This window comes from uncultured Microbacterium sp., assembly GCF_963524805.1.
Classification (GTDB): domain Bacteria; phylum Actinomycetota; class Actinomycetes; order Actinomycetales; family Microbacteriaceae; genus Microbacterium.
In genome coordinates, this window is sequence record NZ_CAURGG010000006.1 from 79,493 (window position 1) to 94,947 (window position 15,455).

The following is a 15,455-nucleotide window of genomic DNA, read 5'->3' on the forward strand; positions in this document are numbered from 1 at the left end:
ATGACGGCCACACTGCGTGTGATGCTCGATCAGCTCATTGCGCCCACCGACCCGGACCTGCAGATGGCGTCGTCGGAACTCACGCGCGGGCTCATCGCCGGGACCCCCGAGGGCTGCGAGGTCGAAGGTGTCGCGCCGGGTCCTGCCGGCAGAACCGTCGACATCCCGGGTCTCGCCGGTGTCCGACGTGCCCCCCTCGCCCGCCGCGAACTCGCGGCGGCGGTGCAGCTGGGCCTGTCCACGGGCATCGGCGGCGGCATGATCCATTCGCCCACTCTGTTCGCGCCGCTGGTCAAGCACGATCGCGTCCACGCCCACGAGCAGACCGTCGTCACCGTGTGGGACCTCGGTCCGTGGGAGTCGCCGGGCGAGCTGCCGAAGTCGGCGCTCGGCTGGCACCGGGCCATGCTCAAGCGCGCGGTCAAGTACGCCGACGCGGTGGTGGTGCCCACTCACTCGGTGGCAGAGCGGCTCGCGGAGCACGCCAGGCTCGGCGAGCGGATCAGGGTCATCGCGGGTGCGGCGCCGTCCGGCTTCTCGGTGCCGCGTGACGAGATCGGCCGCCGTCGCGCGATGGATCTGCCCGAGGGCTTCATCCTGCTCGCGGGGCGCGCGGCCTCCGCCGACGCGCTGTCCCGCGGTTTCGCCGCGATCGGTGCGTCGGGCATCGATGTTCCGGTGGTCGTCATCGGTGCCGGGGAGGGCGAGGAGCCCGCGATCGCGGATGTCGCCGCCGCTGCCGGCATCCCGGAGCGCAGCCTGCACGTGCGCGGCTCCCTGGCGCCCGAGGACCGCGCGGCGGTGTTCGGCGGGGCAGTGGCGTTCCTGGCGGCGTCTGAGCGTTCCGCGCTCCCGTGGCGGGTTCTCGAGGCCTTGGCGCTGGGGGTGCCGGTGGTCGCTGCATCCTCACCGGTGCACGATGAGGTGATCGTGGACGGCGGGATGCTGGTCGATGGGTCGGCGGAGGGCCTTGCGGCCGGGCTGGCTGAGGCGTTGGGCTCGACCACTGCGGCGCAGCGCCTGGCAGTACTGGCCGCCGACCGAGGTCGCGCCTTCTCGTGGCGCGAGTCGGCCGACCGGGTGTGGCAGCTGCACGCCGAGCTGTAGCTCCCCGTTCGCAATCCGAGATTCTGCGCCGATCCGCGTGTCGAATCGGCGTCCCCGAGAATACGTTGGTATTAACCAGTAACTTCCGCCACACTGTTCACATGATTGAGCTTGGTCCGCCTCGCGCTCGCGCGCTGCGGCGCTTCGTTGCATGGACGATGAGCGCGGCGATCCTCATCGGCGGGATGGCGGCAACGGCCCCGGCGGCCAGCGCAGCAGGCACGACGGTCGCGGCGGCCGGTCAGCCGGTGGCATCGCAGGCGGTGGAGCGTTCCGCCGTGAAGAGCGCAGATCTGTCCAGGTTCCAGGCCGGCAACATCATCAGTGACGCTGCGTTCTTCAACGCGGGCACCATGAGCGAGGCGCAGATCCAGTCGTTTCTCCAGTCAAAAGTGCCGACCTGCCAGTCGGGATACACCTGTTTGAAGGACTGGTACGACACCTCGCGCACGACCTCCGCTGACGCCATGTGCGGTGCATACTCCGGTGGCGTACGCGAGCGGGCATCGGCGATCATCTACAAGGTCGCCCAGGCTTGCGGGATCAATCCTCAGGTCTTGATCGTGATGCTGCAGAAGGAGCAGGGCCTGGTGACGCACACGTGGCCCAGCGACTTCCGCTACCGGGCCGCGATGGGTCAAGGCTGCCCCGACACCGCCGCCTGCGACAGCCGATATTACGGCTTCTTCAACCAGATGTACGGCGCTGCCTGGCAGTTGAAGCGGTACGCGAATCCCGCGGGAACAAGCGCCTATTTCACCTGGTTTGCGCCGGGCAAGACCTGGAACGTGCGCTGGCACCCCAACGAGGGGTGCGGAAGCGCGCCTGTCTACATTCAGAACCAGGCGACCGCGAACCTGTACTACTACACGCCCTATCAGCCGAACGCGGCGGCAATCCGCGCCGGCTATGGCGAGGGCGACGGATGCTCCGCCTACGGCAATCGCAACTTCTACCAGTACTTCACGGACTGGTTCGGGCTCACGACCCAGCGGGATCCCGCCGCGGACATCGAGTGGGAGTACCAGGCTCAAGGTGGCGTGGCGGGGCTGGGAGTGCCTCAGTCCGGCGTGCTGAGTATCGCCCAGAACGCGGGCGGTTTCGCGCGTGCCTTTGAGGGAGGGTCGATCTACTGGTCGGCAGCGACGGGGGCCAAGACCGTACGGGTCGGACCGCTTCGCGACTACTACTTCAGCCGCAATGGTGCGGCGGGCGACATGGGGTGGCCGGCTCTGAATCAGCAGGTGGTGAGCGCACCGACGGGTGCCGGTGCCGCGCAGCTGTTCACGGGTGGATCCCTCTACGCGGGCCCGCCGGGGACATTCATCGTCCGGGAGCCGCTGCGCGCCGGGTATTTCGCTCACAACGGCGCGCTGGGACAACTCGGCTGGCCGATGTCGGATGAGTCGTGTGCGGCGGGGGTGTGCACCCAGCAGTTCGAAGGCGGGCGTGTGGTGTCGTCGGCCAGTGGTGCGTTCGCGTTGTTTGATCCGGTGCGTGCGGGGTTCGATGCTGCGGGTGGCGTGTCTGGGGCGTGGGGGGTGCCGGTGTCGGCGCTGATGTCGCTGTCGTATCACGGCGGCGGGTTCGGGCAGGCGTTCGCGAACGGGTCGGCCTACTATCGTGCGGGCGGTTCGGCGTGGTTCGTGTCCGGTGCGATCCGCGCCCACTACTTCGCGCTCGGGGGCGCGGCCGGGGAGCTGGGCTTTCCGGTGGGAGCGCAGCAGTGCGCGAGTGCGACCGCATGTCAGCAGGAGTTCCAGTTCGGCTGGATTCTGTGGACGAGCGCGGATGGTGCCCGGGTGGGCGCTCCGGCGATCGATGCCACATATGCGGCGCTGGGCGGGCCGGGCGGCGCTCTCGGCGCGCGGGCCGGCGGGTTGGTCTACTACTCGTTCAACGGGGGCGGTTTCGCCGAGGTGTTCGCCAACGGTCCGATCTTCTACAAGCCGGCGGCGGGCGCCCATGCGGTGCTCGGCGCCGTCCGCGATGTCTACTTCGGCGCGGGCGGGGCGGCCGGCACGTTCGGCTGGCCGACGTCGGATGAGTCGTGTGCGGCGGGGGTGTGCACCCAGCAGTTCGAAGGCGGGCGTGTGGTGTCGTCGGCCAGTGGTGCGTTCGCGTTGTTTGATCCGGTGCGTGCGGGGTTCGATGCTGCGGGTGGCGTGTCTGGGGCGTGGGGGGTGCCGGTGTCGGCGCTGATGTCGCTGTCGTATCACGGCGGCGGGTTCGGGCAGGCGTTCGCGAACGGGTCGGCCTACTATCGTGCGGGCGGTTCGGCGTGGTTCGTGTCCGGTGCGATCCGCGCCCACTACTTCGCGCTCGGGGGCGCGGCCGGGGAGCTGGGCTTTCCGGTGGGAGCGCAGCAGTGCGCGAGTGCGACCGCATGTCAGCAGGAGTTCCAGTTCGGCTGGATTCTGTGGACGAGCGCGGATGGTGCCCGGGTGGGCGCTCCGGCGATCGATGCCACATATGCGGCGCTGGGCGGGCCGGGCGGCGCTCTCGGCGCGCGGGCCGGCGGGTTGGTCTACTACTCGTTCAACGGGGGCGGTTTCGCCGAGGTGTTCGCCAACGGTCCGATCTTCTACAAGCCGGCGGCGGGCGCCCATGCGGTGCTCGGCGCCGTCCGCGATGTCTACTTCGGCGCGGGCGGGGCGGCCGGCACGTTCGGCTGGCCGACGTCGGATGAGTCGTGTGCGGCGGGGGTGTGCACCCAGCAGTTCGAAGGCGGTCCGATCTCCGCGGCGGGGTGACTCACTACCGAGTCACGCCGTCGGCAGGGGTCGGTCGAGGTACGCAGCCAGTGAGGCGCGCTGGTCGGCGGGGGCGAACCCGGCCGCCTCGAGCTTGGTGAGGTCGAGGGCACTGTTGCGTGGCCGCGGTGCGACCGGGCCCTTCGCCGATGCGAAGTACTCGTCGGTGGTGACGCCGCTCACGCGCGACGGATCGTGGCCGGTCTGGGCGAACACGGCGCGCGCGGCGTCCGCCCAGGACAGGGGTTCGCCTGCGCCGGTGAGGTTGTAGGTGCCGTATGCAGGTCGCGCATCGAGCAGGTGGCGGATGCCGGCGGCAATGTCGCTGGTGAAGGTGAGGCGTCCGACTTGATCGTCGACCACTTTCGGATCGATGCCGCGTTCGGCCAGTGAGGCCATGGTGCGGACGAAGTTGTGCCCCTCGCCGATCACCCAGGAGGTGCGGACGATGTAGTGGCGGGGCACGGTGGCGGCGAGGGCGTCGCCGGCGGCTTTGGTCTGCCCGTACACGCCGAGTGGGGAGACCGGGTCATCTTCGCGGTAGGGACGCTGGAGTGATCCGTCGTAGACGTAGTCGCTGGAGACGTGCACGAGGGTGATGCCGTTGGCGGTGGCGACGCGGGCCAGGGCGGCGACGCCGGTGACGTTCGCGGCCCACGCGTCGCCGCGGCCGACGGGGGTTTCTGCGGCGTCGACGGAGGTGTATGCGGACGCGTTGATGATGGTGTCGAAATTGCGCCAATGGCGGGCGGTGTCCAGGTTCCCGGCGGTGATGTCGAGGTCGGCCCGGGTCGCGTATTCGACGTTGGCGGTGTCCCCGTACTCGGCGCGCAGCGCTAGGCCCAGCTGGCCGTTCGCACCGAGGATAAGAGTCGTTCGCGGGGGGATCGCGGTGACCTCGGCCAGGCGAGGGTGAGCGAGGTCTTTCGGCGAGATCTCCACCTCGGCCAGGGGGATCGGCCATTGGATGGCGGCGGTCTCGTCGGCGAGGTTCAGGAACGAGTACTCCGCGTCCGCGGACCAGTGATCGTTAACCAGGTAGGTGTACGCGGTGTCCGGCTCGAGGGTCTGATAGGAGTTGCCGACGCCACGCGGAACGAAGATCGCCCGCGACGGATCCAATTCGGTGGTGAACACCGCACCGAAGGTGGGGCCCTCGCGCAGGTCCACCCAGGCGCCGAAGATCCGGCCGGTGGCGACCGAAACCCACTTGTCCCAGGGTTCGGCGTGGATACCGCGGGTCGTGCCCGCGGCGTCGTTGAAGGAGATGTTGTTCTGCACCGGGCCGAAATCCTCCAGCCCGAGCGCGAGCATCTTCTCCCGCTGCCAGTTCTCTTTGAACCAGCCGCGGTTGTCGCCGTGCACCGGCAGATCGAACACCACCAGGCCCGGGATCGGTGTTCCGGTGCGCGCCAAAGACTTACCGAAGTCGGTCACCGGTCACTGGCCTTTCGTGGCGTAGAACGCTTCGACGCCGTCCTTGGAGTCGGCCCACCAAGATTCGTTGTCCCGGTACCAGTCGATCGTGGCCGCGAGGCCGGACTCGAAGTCACCGTAGGACGGCGTCCAGCCGAGGTCCCTGCGCAGCTTGGTCGAGTCGATCGCGTAGCGCAGGTCGTGCCCGGCCCGGTCGGCGACATGGTCGTAGGCGTCGCGGGGCTGACCCATCCGGTCGAGGATGAGTTCGATGACGTCCTTGTTGTTGCGTTCCCCGTCGGCGCCGATCAGGTAGGTCTCGCCGATCACACCCGTCTGCAGGATGGTCAGCACCGCGGAGGAGTGGTCATCGGCGTGGATCCAGTCCCTCACGTTCTCCCCGGCACCGTACAGCTTCGGCCGGATGCCACGGATCACGTTCGTGATCTGCCGCGGAATGAACTTCTCCACATGCTGGTATGGGCCGTAGTTGTTCGAGCAGTTGCTGATCGTCGCCCGCACCCCGAAGGACCGCACCCACGCCCGCACCAGCAGATCCGACCCCGCCTTGGTCGAGCTGTACGGGCTGGACGGGTTGTATGGGGTGTTCTCGGTGAACCGGGACGGGTCGTCCAGCTCCAGATCCCCGTACACCTCGTCGGTGGAGATGTGATGCAACCGCCGGTCATGTTTGCGGGCCGCTTCCAGCAGCGTGTAGGTGCCGACGATATTGGTGTCCAGGAACGGCCGCGGGTCATGCAGCGAGTTGTCGTTGTGCGACTCCGCCGCGTAGTGCACCACCGCATCCACCCCACCGAACAACTCATCGACCAGCGGCGCGTCGGTGATGTTCCCCACCACCAGCTGCACCCGATCCTCCGGCAGACCCGCCAACGACTCCCGGTGCCCCGCATACGTCAACGCGTCCAGAACAGTGACGTGATGATCCGTGTGCTCCACCACATGGTGCACGAAATTCGAACCGATGAACCCGGCACCACCGGTCACGAGGATTCTCTGCATCCCTCCAGAATACCGTCGGCCCGCGCCCGCCACGTTTGTCGCTCCTCCCCCGATGCCGGAGACTAGAGGCATGCGTGGCATCATCCTGGCCGGCGGTACCGGCTCGCGGCTTCACCCGATCACCCTCGGCATTTCGAAGCAGTTGGTCCCGGTGTACGACAAGCCGATGATCTACTACCCGCTTTCCACACTCATGCTCGCGGGAATCCGAGACATTCTGATCATCACGACTCCACAGGATGCAGATCAGTTCCAGCGGCTGCTCGGCGACGGCAGCCGCTTCGGTATCTCGCTCACCTACAAGACGCAGCCGTCGCCCGACGGCCTCGCACAGGCGTTCATCCTGGGCGAGCAGCACATCGGCGACGACTCCGTGGCCCTCGTGCTGGGTGACAACATCTTCTACGGTCAGGGGATGGGCACGCGCCTGCGTCAGTACCGCAACCTCAGCGGTGGCGTCGTGTTCGGCTACTGGGTGGACGATCCCTCCGCGTATGGCGTCGTCGAGTTCGACGATTCCGGACGCGTCGTCTCGCTCGAGGAGAAGCCTCCCGTCCCGAGAAGCCACTACGCGGTGCCCGGCCTTTACTTCTATGACAACGAGGTGGTCGATATCGCAAAAGCACTGGCGCCGTCGCCCCGCGGCGAGCTGGAGATCACCGACGTCAACAAGGAGTACCTGCAGCGCGGCAGCCTCAAGGTCGAGCTTCTCCCACGCGGCACGGCGTGGCTCGACACCGGCACATTCGACTCGCTCAGCGAGGCGACGGAGTTCATCCGCACGGTCGAAAAGCGTCAGGGCCTCTCCATCGGATGCCCGGAGGAGATCGCTTGGCGCCTGGGATTCCTCAGCGACGATGAGCTGCGCGAGCGCGCCGAGCCGCTCGTCAAGAGCGGATACGGCGCGTATCTGCTGAAGCTTCTCACGCAGCACGCATGAAGACCCAGCCTGCGATCGCTCCGCTCCCGCCTGCGACGTTTCCGGAGGGTGGACGACGCGTCATCCTGTACCTGATCGACGACACGCGAGGCCAGGTCGGCGACTATGCGCTGACGGCTTTGCGTGCACTGCGGCCGTGGGGCGATCTCCTCGTGGCGATCGTCCGCAGCGGAATGGAAGAGGCCGACAGCGATCAGCTCGCGGCGTATGTCGACGAGATCTTCGTGACCGACGGACCGACCTCCGACTCGACGGCATATGCCGTCGCGTTGCGTGCCCTGCGGTCGCGGGTCATCGATGCGGACGAGATCGTCTTCACCGGGAACAGTTGGTACGGGCCGGTGCGCTCACTGCAGCCGATCTTCGAGAAGATGGCAACGAGGGAGCTTCACGCGTGGCAGATGACGGGCAACATCGACGGCCCGCCCGAGTCGTTCGCCGAGGAGGGCTTTCCGAGCCGTGACCTCGTGTGGCATTGGCTCGCGGTGCGCCGGCAGGTCTTCTTCTCACCGGAGTGGTCCCGTCTGTGGTCGGGCGCCGCGCGCCGGGAGCAGGAGTTCGCAACTGCTCTTGCTGCGGCCGGTTTCACGACGGGGTCGGCGTTCCCTGCGACGGACTATCCGCGCGGCGACCCCGCCTTGTTCGCGCCGGACCTCCTGATCGATGACGGGTATCCGTTCCTGAGCCGAGCGATCTTCGCCCAGTATCCGCCGTTCCTCGACAGGCATGGGGTGTTCGGCCGCGAACTGCTGGGCGTCGTCGCCGAGGAGGGGTTCGCGCTCGACGAGGTCTGGCGCGATCTCGCGCGCACGGTGCCGTCGAAGGCCCTGTACTCGATCGCGGGGATGCTCGAGGTCCTGCCGGAATCGCGCGTCGCCTACGACCCTGATCGACCGTTTCGGATCGCGGTCGTCGCCTATGTGCCGGACGTGGGCTTCGTCGATGAACTGCTGACGCGGCTGTCCAGCCTGCCGCGCGGCTTCGACCTCGTCGTCACCACGGGAGACGGCGGTCGAGCTCGAGCGATCGAGACCCGAGTCGCAAAGCATCCGGATCCGCCGTTCGCGCACTTCGAGACGCGAGTGTCGTGGATTCGCCGCGGCGTCGACAAGGCGGCGCTCCTGATCGCCTGCCGAGACATCATCCTCGGCGACGAATACGATCTGCTGCTGGCCGTCCACGGACGTGTGTCCTTGCGCAAGACCGACAACATGCGTGACTATTCGCGGCGCTACCAGCTCGACAACCTCCTCAGCAGCCCCGGCTATGTGGAGAACGTGCTGGGGCTGTTCCAGCGTGAATCGGGATTGGGCCTGGTCTTTCCGCCGATGATCCACATCGGCAACGCGATCATGGGACGCGGGTGGGGACCGTATCGGGATGTCGCAGTGTCCCTCTGCAAGCGACTCGGCGTGCGGGTTCCTCTCGACCGTGTCACCCCCTTGGCGCCCTTCGGGGGAATGTGGTTCGGTCGCCCGGAGGCCCTTCGCCCGCTCGCCCGCGAGCGGTGGAGCGACAACGACTATGGAAAATCCGGGCGTCGACGCTATATCGAACTGGGGCGGGTGCAGGAGAGACTCATCCCGCTCGTGGCCGGTGAACTGGGCTACCACTGCCGGACGGTCCTCAACGGCGAACACGCGTCCATCAGCCACACGGCACTCGAGTACAAAGCCGACCAGATGTTCTCGACCACTCGCGGCTACCCGGTGGAGCAGATCCGCTTCATGCACACTCTCGGCTTCACCGGGCACGGCGGGGTGGTGGCGCTGGCGCGCATGTACCTGCGTCTGAACTATCCGGCGATCTCGCGCGCGATGCAGCCCGTGTATCGCGCGCTCTTCCGTGCGTTCACGATCGCGCAGCGGATTCGACGGGGACTGCGCCGCGCTGTTCGCGGCGACGAAGGGCCGGAACTGTGAGCAAGACCAGCGACCTCGTCGTCTACCCGTCCCGAGCGGCCACGGCCTTTCCCGCAGACGGCAGACGTCTGCTGATCTACGTGGTCTACGACGTGCGGGGCGAAGTCGAGACCTATATCCCGTACGCCCTGCGCGCCTTGCGCGAACACGTCAGCCACATCCTGGTCGTCGTCAACGGTGACCTGACGGCTGAGGGACGCCGAGCGCTCGAGACGTGCTCTGACGAGATTCTGGTGCGAGAGAATCGCGGATTCGACATCTGGGGCTATAAGGACGGGCTGGACTCCGTTGGGGACTCCATCTCCGCCTACGACGAGGTGATCCTCGCCAACGACACCTGGTACGGCCCGATACGTCCTTTCGGTCCGGTCTTCGAGCGGTTGGATCGGCAGGCGCTGCACTTCTGGGGCATGACCGATCACGCACGAGTTGAACCGCACCCGTTCACGCGGACCGGCTATCTCCCGTACCACCTTCAGTCCTACTGGGTCTCGGTGCGCCGCGACATGTTCTCCAGCGCGACATGGCAGGACTATTGGCGCGATCTTCCCGAGATGAGCTCGTACGAGGATGCCGTCGTCAAGCACGAGGGGGTCTTCACCGAGCATTTCACGCAGGAGGGGTTCATCGGCGAAGTCGCCTTCCCGATCATCACCGAGGAGGCGGAGAACTATCCGGTCCTGTACGCGCGGCAGCTTCTCGATGCCGGCTGCCCTACGCTGAAGCGACGGCCGTTCTTCCAGTGGCCCGCTCACCTCGATCGACTGGCCGTCATCGGGAGGTGGACACTGGAGGTCGCAGAGGAGTCGGGCTATCCCCTCGACCTCATCTACGAGGATCTCGCCCGCAACGTCCCGCCGCGCGTGCTGAATGCGGACGCGGCCATGCTGTCGGTGCTGCCCGAGCAGGACGTGAGCTACGATCCGTCACGCCCCCTGCGAACCGTTGTGCTCGCGCACATCTTCTACGCGGACATGGCCGAAGAGATGCTGGAACGGGCCGATACGCTTCCCGGGGAATACGACCTCGTGGTTACGACGTCAGACGCGGAGAAAGCCGAAGCGATCCGCACGATCGTCGATGCGCGTCCCCGGCGAGGCAGCAGCGAGGTGCGAGTGGTCGCGTCCAACAACGGGCGAGACCAGGGGGCATTCCTGATCGACTGCCGCGACGTGCTGCTCGACGGGGGGTATGACCTCGTCGTCAAGCTGCACTCCAAGAAGACACCCCAGGACCTCTTCCACGTGGGGAGGCATTTCCGCGGCCAGCAGTTCACCAACCTGCTCAACAGCCCCGGATACACCGCGAACGTCGTCGCGCTCTTCCAGCGCGAAAAGGGACTCGGTCTGGCCTACCCGCCCATGATCCACCTCGGACACCCCACCGTCGGCCGAGGGTGGTGGTCGAACAAGCCGGGTTTCAAAAGACTGTGCCGGAAACTCGGCATCGCCGTGCCCCTCGACGAGGTCTCCCCTCTCGCCCCGTTCGGGTCGATGTACTTCGCCCGTCCAGAGGCGCTGCGGCTGCTCGTCGGCCATGACTGGACCTACGAGGACTTCGGAGGCGCGGAGGCGTACCAGGACGGTGGCCTTGCGCACATTCTGGAGCGCATGCCTTCGTACGCCGCCGGTGAGCTCGGCTTTCACACTCGGACGATCGCCAACGCGAATTACATGGCGATGAGCTACACCGCGCTGGATTACAACCTCGACCAGATGTCGGAGACGATCCCCGGCGCGACCATGGACCAGATCGGCCTGCTGCGCACGCTCGGCTATATGGACAAGGGCACGCTCCGCGACTTCGCACGCATGTACGTGCGCCGGCACCGCCCGGACGACTACGACGCCGTCAATGAGTGGTTCGAGCGGACTCAGACGGTGCGGGGCGTCCTCTGGCGTCTTCGCCATCCGCGTTCCTGGGTGCGCATCGGCCGCCGAACGCCGTCCAAGCGTGGGTGAACGCCACGATAGGATCGTGCATATGTCTGCGCACAACGAGTCGGCCGTCGAGGCGCGATTCCGGCGACTCGCCTCGCTTCCCCTGGAAGCGGTCGGAGGCTCCTACCGGTTCACGTTCACAGGCATCGCTCAGTCGATCAAGGATGTCACTGATCAGCGTGAGATGCTGGGATTGCTGGTCAAACGCGACCTCAAATCGAAGTACAAGGACTCTGCACTCGGGTTCCTCTGGTCCCTGGCTCGGCCGCTCGTGCAGCTGGCGATCTACTTCATCGTGCTGGGCCAGTTCCTCGGAGCAGCGCGGGGCATACCCGACTTCGGAATCTACATCTTCACCGGGCTGACGGCGATGGGGCTGTTCACCGAGATCGCCGTGGGTGGCACCGGCTCGATTCTGGCCAACGCCGGTCTGGTGAAGAAGGTCTACGTTCCGCGAGAGGTGTTCCCGCTTGCGAGCCTGGGATCTGCGCTCTTCAATTTCGTCGTCCAGCTGGGGGTCCTGATCGTCGCGACGTTCGCGGCGGGGCATCCGCCTCTGCACCCTCAGATCCTGTATGCGATCCCGTCGTTGGCGCTGATCGTCGTATACGGGCTGGCCTTCGCCCTTTTCTTCGGAGCGCTGAACGTCTATCTGCGCGACATGCAGTACTTGGTCGAGGTGTTCACCACGCTGCTGTTCTGGGCATCTCCGGTCGTCTACTCGTGGCAGATGGTGAGTGATCTCGTTCAGAACCCCGTCGTCCTGGAGTTGTACACGAACAACCCCCTGACCCTGGCGGTCCTCGGCTTCCAGGAAGCGTTCTGGGTGGCAGGCGCCGACATGGCGCAGCCCGACGATCTCCTGTTGCGAATGGTGATCGCCCTCCTCGTCGGCCTCGTGCTCCTACTGGGCAGTCACCGCGTCTTCCTGCGACTGCAGGGCAACTTCGCACAGGAGCTCTGAGAGCCTCATGACCGATACAGCCGCCCCTGTGTCCGCCCCCGTCGTGATCGACGCCGCCGCGGTCTCCAAGCGCTTCTCGGTTCGCAAGGACACGTCGCTCAAGGAACGGATCGTCACACTCGGCCGCGCCGGCCGCCGTCATCGTCAGGACTACTGGGCGCTCAGCGACGTCAGTATGCAAGTCCACGCTGGCACGACGATCGGCCTCATCGGGCACAACGGATCGGGCAAGAGCACCCTGTTGAAGGTCGTCGGCGGCATCATCCTCCCCACGACGGGCGCGGTGCGGCACCGCGGTCGGGTGGCGGCGCTGCTCGAACTCGGCGCTGGTTTCCACCCGGACCTGACCGGGCGGGAGAACGTGTTCCTGAACGCAGCGGTGCTCGGACTCAGCCGAGCCGAGACCGAGGAGCGGTTCGACGCGATCCTGGACTTCTCCGGCGTCGGCGACTTCATCGACACTCAAGTGAAGTTCTACTCCTCGGGAATGTACGTCCGCCTTGCCTTCGCGGTCGCCGTTCACACCGATCCGGACATCCTCCTCGTCGACGAGGTGCTCGCCGTCGGTGACGAGCAGTTCCAGAAGAAGTGCCTCGACAAGATCCGCGAATTCCAGGAAGAGGGGCGCACGATCATCATCGTCAGCCACGCCCTGGACCAGATCGAGGCGATGTGCGATCGCGTCATCCTCCTCAACCGCGGACAGGTCGCACTGGATGGCGCTCCGAAAGCCGCGATCGACCGATTCCGCGAGCTGCTGAGCAGCGGTGAGGGCACCCGAGGCGATCAATCCCACGCAGCTACGCACAGTCTGGAGATTGCGCGCGTCGAGCTTTGCCGCCGGGACGGAACGGCCGCGAACCGGTTTGCAGTCGGGGAGACGATCGCGCTGCGGATCCACGTTCGGGCGATCTCTCCGGTCGAGCGGTGGGCCGTCGGATTCAGCATCAACACGCCGCATGGCCAGCTGGCCCTCGCGTCCAATTCGGACGTCGTCGGGACTACGCTGGCGCCCATCAGCGACGACACCGTCGTCGAGTTCATGCTGGCCGATGTCGGCCTCGGACCGGGCGAGTACTTCGTCAACGCCAATGCGGTCGGCAGGACCGTCCCATCATCGCACTCGCTGACGCACGGCGCTGCGTTCTTCGTCGAAGGCGGCGAGGGCACCATCGGCCCGGTCGCGGCCACGGTGAGCCTGAGTAATGCCGCGGGCGACCATTAGTCGCCGAGCCCCGGCTCGCGGGCAGCCGAACTCGGCGGCGCATCCACTGCATCTTCGAGCAGCCGGCGGGCGCGCGAATCGAACGAGTCGTCGCGCCGGACGCGCGCACTGATCTCGAGGAGCCGTTCGTCCGAGGGGAAGAGCGCGTCGAGGTCGCCCTGCAGCATGCCGACGAGTTCGTCGACCTCGGTGTAGGTGCGGACGGCTCCAGCGAAATAGTCGTCGATCCCGGCCACGCGGTCGCTCAGCATCCGACCGCCCGCAGCGACGACATCATACGGCCGGTTGGAGATGAAGCCCGCGGTCTGCATCGCCGGCCAGTGATCGTTGAGGACGACGGATGCCCGCTCGTACAGAGCGGGGAGTCTTTCGTTCGGGAGGCCGGTGCCGGCGATCCGCGACCCGGGAATGTAGCCTCGCCAGTCGGGTCCATACACGTCGACGGGGATCCCGGCGGCGATGGGACCCACGACCGCGGGACGCGCGATGCCCCGTGCCGTTCCGACGAAGACGATCTCGGGGGTGCGTGCCTGCCCGCTCGGCCGGAACCGCGTGGCATCCGTGCACTGCAGGAGAGGCTCGATGGGACGCCCAAAGCGGATGCTGGCCTCGTTCGCCCACGGAATCGATGCGGCGAAGATCGCGTCGAAACCGTCGAGCTCGTCCGCGGTGATCTCGTCGGGGTGGCTGATGATCCACAGGATCCGTCGCCCCGTGGGGGGAGGGTCGATGCGTTGCGGACCGCGCAGCACCAGCGACACGTCGTCGAGATAGGCCGTCGGGCGCGCGCGCGCGTCGAACGCGTCGACGGTCACTTCCTGACCGACCCTCGAGAGGGCGTCTGCGATCCCCCGGGCGAAGTGGGTATCGCCCCAGGTGGCGCCTGCGGCACCGGCCGGAGCGGCGGTCTTGATCGACCAGCGGAGCCCGCTGGGCCGCTCGGAGGCAGCGCGCCGCAGAACCGGAATAGATCCCTGCCATCGTGTGACCGCCAGGCCCGCGGGTGCGAGGACGGCATCCATGTCCGTGTCCGGCCGCTCGCCCGTCATCCGCACGACGCTGTTCGGCGCCGGTGCCCACACTTCCGCGGAGGTGATGGTGCGGCCTGCGCCGGAGGGCTCCGCGCCGGCGGGCCACGCCCGGGCAGGACCGGCAAGCTGCGGAACGTCGATGAACTCCCCGACACGTCGGGCATCCTCCGGGGGATGCCCCGCGAGCAGCGCGACGGCCCGACCGGAGTGGAACACCGTCCCGGCTGAGGCGACCGTCCCGTCGAGGCCGAGCCATAGGGCTGCCGTCGGCCCGTCCGAAGCGGCGTGGACGAGAGCACGCAGCGCGTCGAACGAGAGCCCCGCGCCGGGACCACGGTAGACCGTCAGCCCGGAACGGGTGGTCGTCGGAGGCTCGCTCTCCGAGTCCCGGGGTGCGCGGCGAACCCGCAGCCGCGGCGACAACAGGGAGATGACGGCGGCTTGAGCCATCTCATCGAACGCTGATCCGGTGAGCACGACGTCGACGTCGGCTTCCAGCTCGGATGCTGCCCGCGCCGCGAGCATCAACGCCTCATCGGGCTGCGGCTCAGCCGGACCGAGAACGCAGACGAAGACCGTGCCGTCGGCTGGCAGCGGCTCACCCGCGAGCGGGCGGGTGACCGATTCGACGACGGTCCTCCAGGGCGTGCGGATCGCCTCTTCGGGCCCGAGCTCCACCCACCCGTTTCTCTGCGCGCGGCGCCAGGCGAATCCGAGCGGGCCCGCCCGGTCCGCGAGCGCGGCAGGCTCGGCCGCGGCGAGAGCCGCCGCGTCCCAGCTCGGACTCGTGCGAATCCGCGAGCGGTCGTTGACGAGGTAGGCGTACAGGGCCGGCACGCGGTCGGAATCGGATAGCTGGCGGGAGACCGTGCCCTCCATGAAGAGCAGATTGAGGACGAATCCTCGGCGGAATCCGCCCCGCACATAGCGCCGAATCGCCGTGCGCGAGGAGATCGGCCGACCGACTTGCCAGCCGACGATTTCCCGGTCCACGACATCAGCCCTGCGGATGATGTGGGCCCACCACGCTCGATCGATGGCTTCGAAAAGGAATCTCAGGAGCGGGAGGCCTCGGGCTGCGCGCCACAGTGCCCGAGCTCGACCGACCATCCTCCTGAGTATACGAGCGGAGCT

The 15,455-nt window shown here is 67.2% G+C and carries 10 protein-coding genes; 7 read left to right on the forward strand and 3 right to left on the reverse strand.

Features of this window, described 5'->3' with window-relative positions:
* A complete protein-coding gene (locus RWQ91_RS12415) occupies window positions 1-1,107 on the forward strand; it encodes a glycosyltransferase (protein ID WP_314506457.1) in 1,107 nt (368 codons plus the stop codon).
* Window positions 1,108-1,208: 101 nt separating this feature from the next.
* Window positions 1,209-3,860, forward strand: coding sequence for a hypothetical protein (locus tag RWQ91_RS12420; protein ID WP_314506458.1), 2,652 nt, complete (start codon window positions 1,209-1,211; stop codon window positions 3,858-3,860).
* A 12-nt stretch (window positions 3,861-3,872) separates the two neighbouring features.
* On the opposite strand, the gene RWQ91_RS12425 is transcribed toward RWQ91_RS12420, so the two are convergent.
* Both RWQ91_RS12425 and rfbB read right to left on the reverse strand, forming a co-directional pair.
* Window positions 3,873-5,297: a bifunctional dTDP-4-dehydrorhamnose 3,5-epimerase family protein/NAD(P)-dependent oxidoreductase gene (locus RWQ91_RS12425; RefSeq protein WP_314506460.1), complete on the reverse strand. Its 1,425-nt coding sequence runs from the start codon at window positions 5,295-5,297 to the stop codon at window positions 3,873-3,875.
* Between the two features lie 3 nt (window positions 5,298-5,300).
* Window positions 5,301-6,299 carry a dTDP-glucose 4,6-dehydratase gene (gene rfbB, locus RWQ91_RS12430; RefSeq protein WP_314506461.1) on the reverse strand — a complete coding sequence of 333 codons (999 nt, stop codon included), beginning with the start codon at window positions 6,297-6,299 and terminating at the stop codon, window positions 5,301-5,303.
* Window positions 6,300-6,369: 70 nt separating this feature from the next.
* Between rfbB and rfbA the strand changes: the two genes are divergently transcribed.
* From rfbA to RWQ91_RS12455, 5 genes are read left to right on the forward strand one after another with little or no spacing between them, the layout of a single operon-like run.
* Window positions 6,370-7,239: a glucose-1-phosphate thymidylyltransferase RfbA gene (gene rfbA, locus RWQ91_RS12435; RefSeq protein WP_314506463.1), complete on the forward strand. Its 870-nt coding sequence runs from the start codon at window positions 6,370-6,372 to the stop codon at window positions 7,237-7,239.
* Window positions 7,236-9,161 carry a rhamnan synthesis F family protein gene (locus RWQ91_RS12440; protein ID WP_314506465.1) on the forward strand — a complete coding sequence of 642 codons (1,926 nt, stop codon included), beginning with the start codon at window positions 7,236-7,238 and terminating at the stop codon, window positions 9,159-9,161. The genes rfbA and RWQ91_RS12440 overlap by 4 nt, the downstream gene beginning before the upstream one ends.
* Complete coding sequence (locus RWQ91_RS12445; protein WP_314506467.1) at window positions 9,158-11,122, forward strand: rhamnan synthesis F family protein; 1,965 nt, start codon at window positions 9,158-9,160, stop codon at window positions 11,120-11,122. Before RWQ91_RS12440 ends, RWQ91_RS12445 begins: the two co-directional genes overlap by 4 nt.
* Window positions 11,123-11,144: 22 nt before the next feature.
* Window positions 11,145-12,065 carry an ABC transporter permease gene (locus RWQ91_RS12450; protein WP_314506469.1) on the forward strand — a complete coding sequence of 307 codons (921 nt, stop codon included), beginning with the start codon at window positions 11,145-11,147 and terminating at the stop codon, window positions 12,063-12,065.
* A gap of 7 nt (window positions 12,066-12,072) precedes the next feature.
* Window positions 12,073-13,290 (forward strand): ABC transporter ATP-binding protein, encoded by a 1,218-nt coding sequence (locus RWQ91_RS12455; RefSeq protein WP_314506471.1) that lies wholly within the window; start codon window positions 12,073-12,075, stop codon window positions 13,288-13,290.
* On the opposite strand, the gene RWQ91_RS12460 is transcribed toward RWQ91_RS12455, so the two are convergent.
* Window positions 13,287-15,314 carry a glycosyltransferase gene (locus RWQ91_RS12460; protein WP_314506475.1) on the reverse strand — a complete coding sequence of 676 codons (2,028 nt, stop codon included), beginning with the start codon at window positions 15,312-15,314 and terminating at the stop codon, window positions 13,287-13,289. The genes RWQ91_RS12455 and RWQ91_RS12460 overlap by 4 nt on opposite strands.
* Window positions 15,315-15,455: the final 141 nt, after the last annotated feature.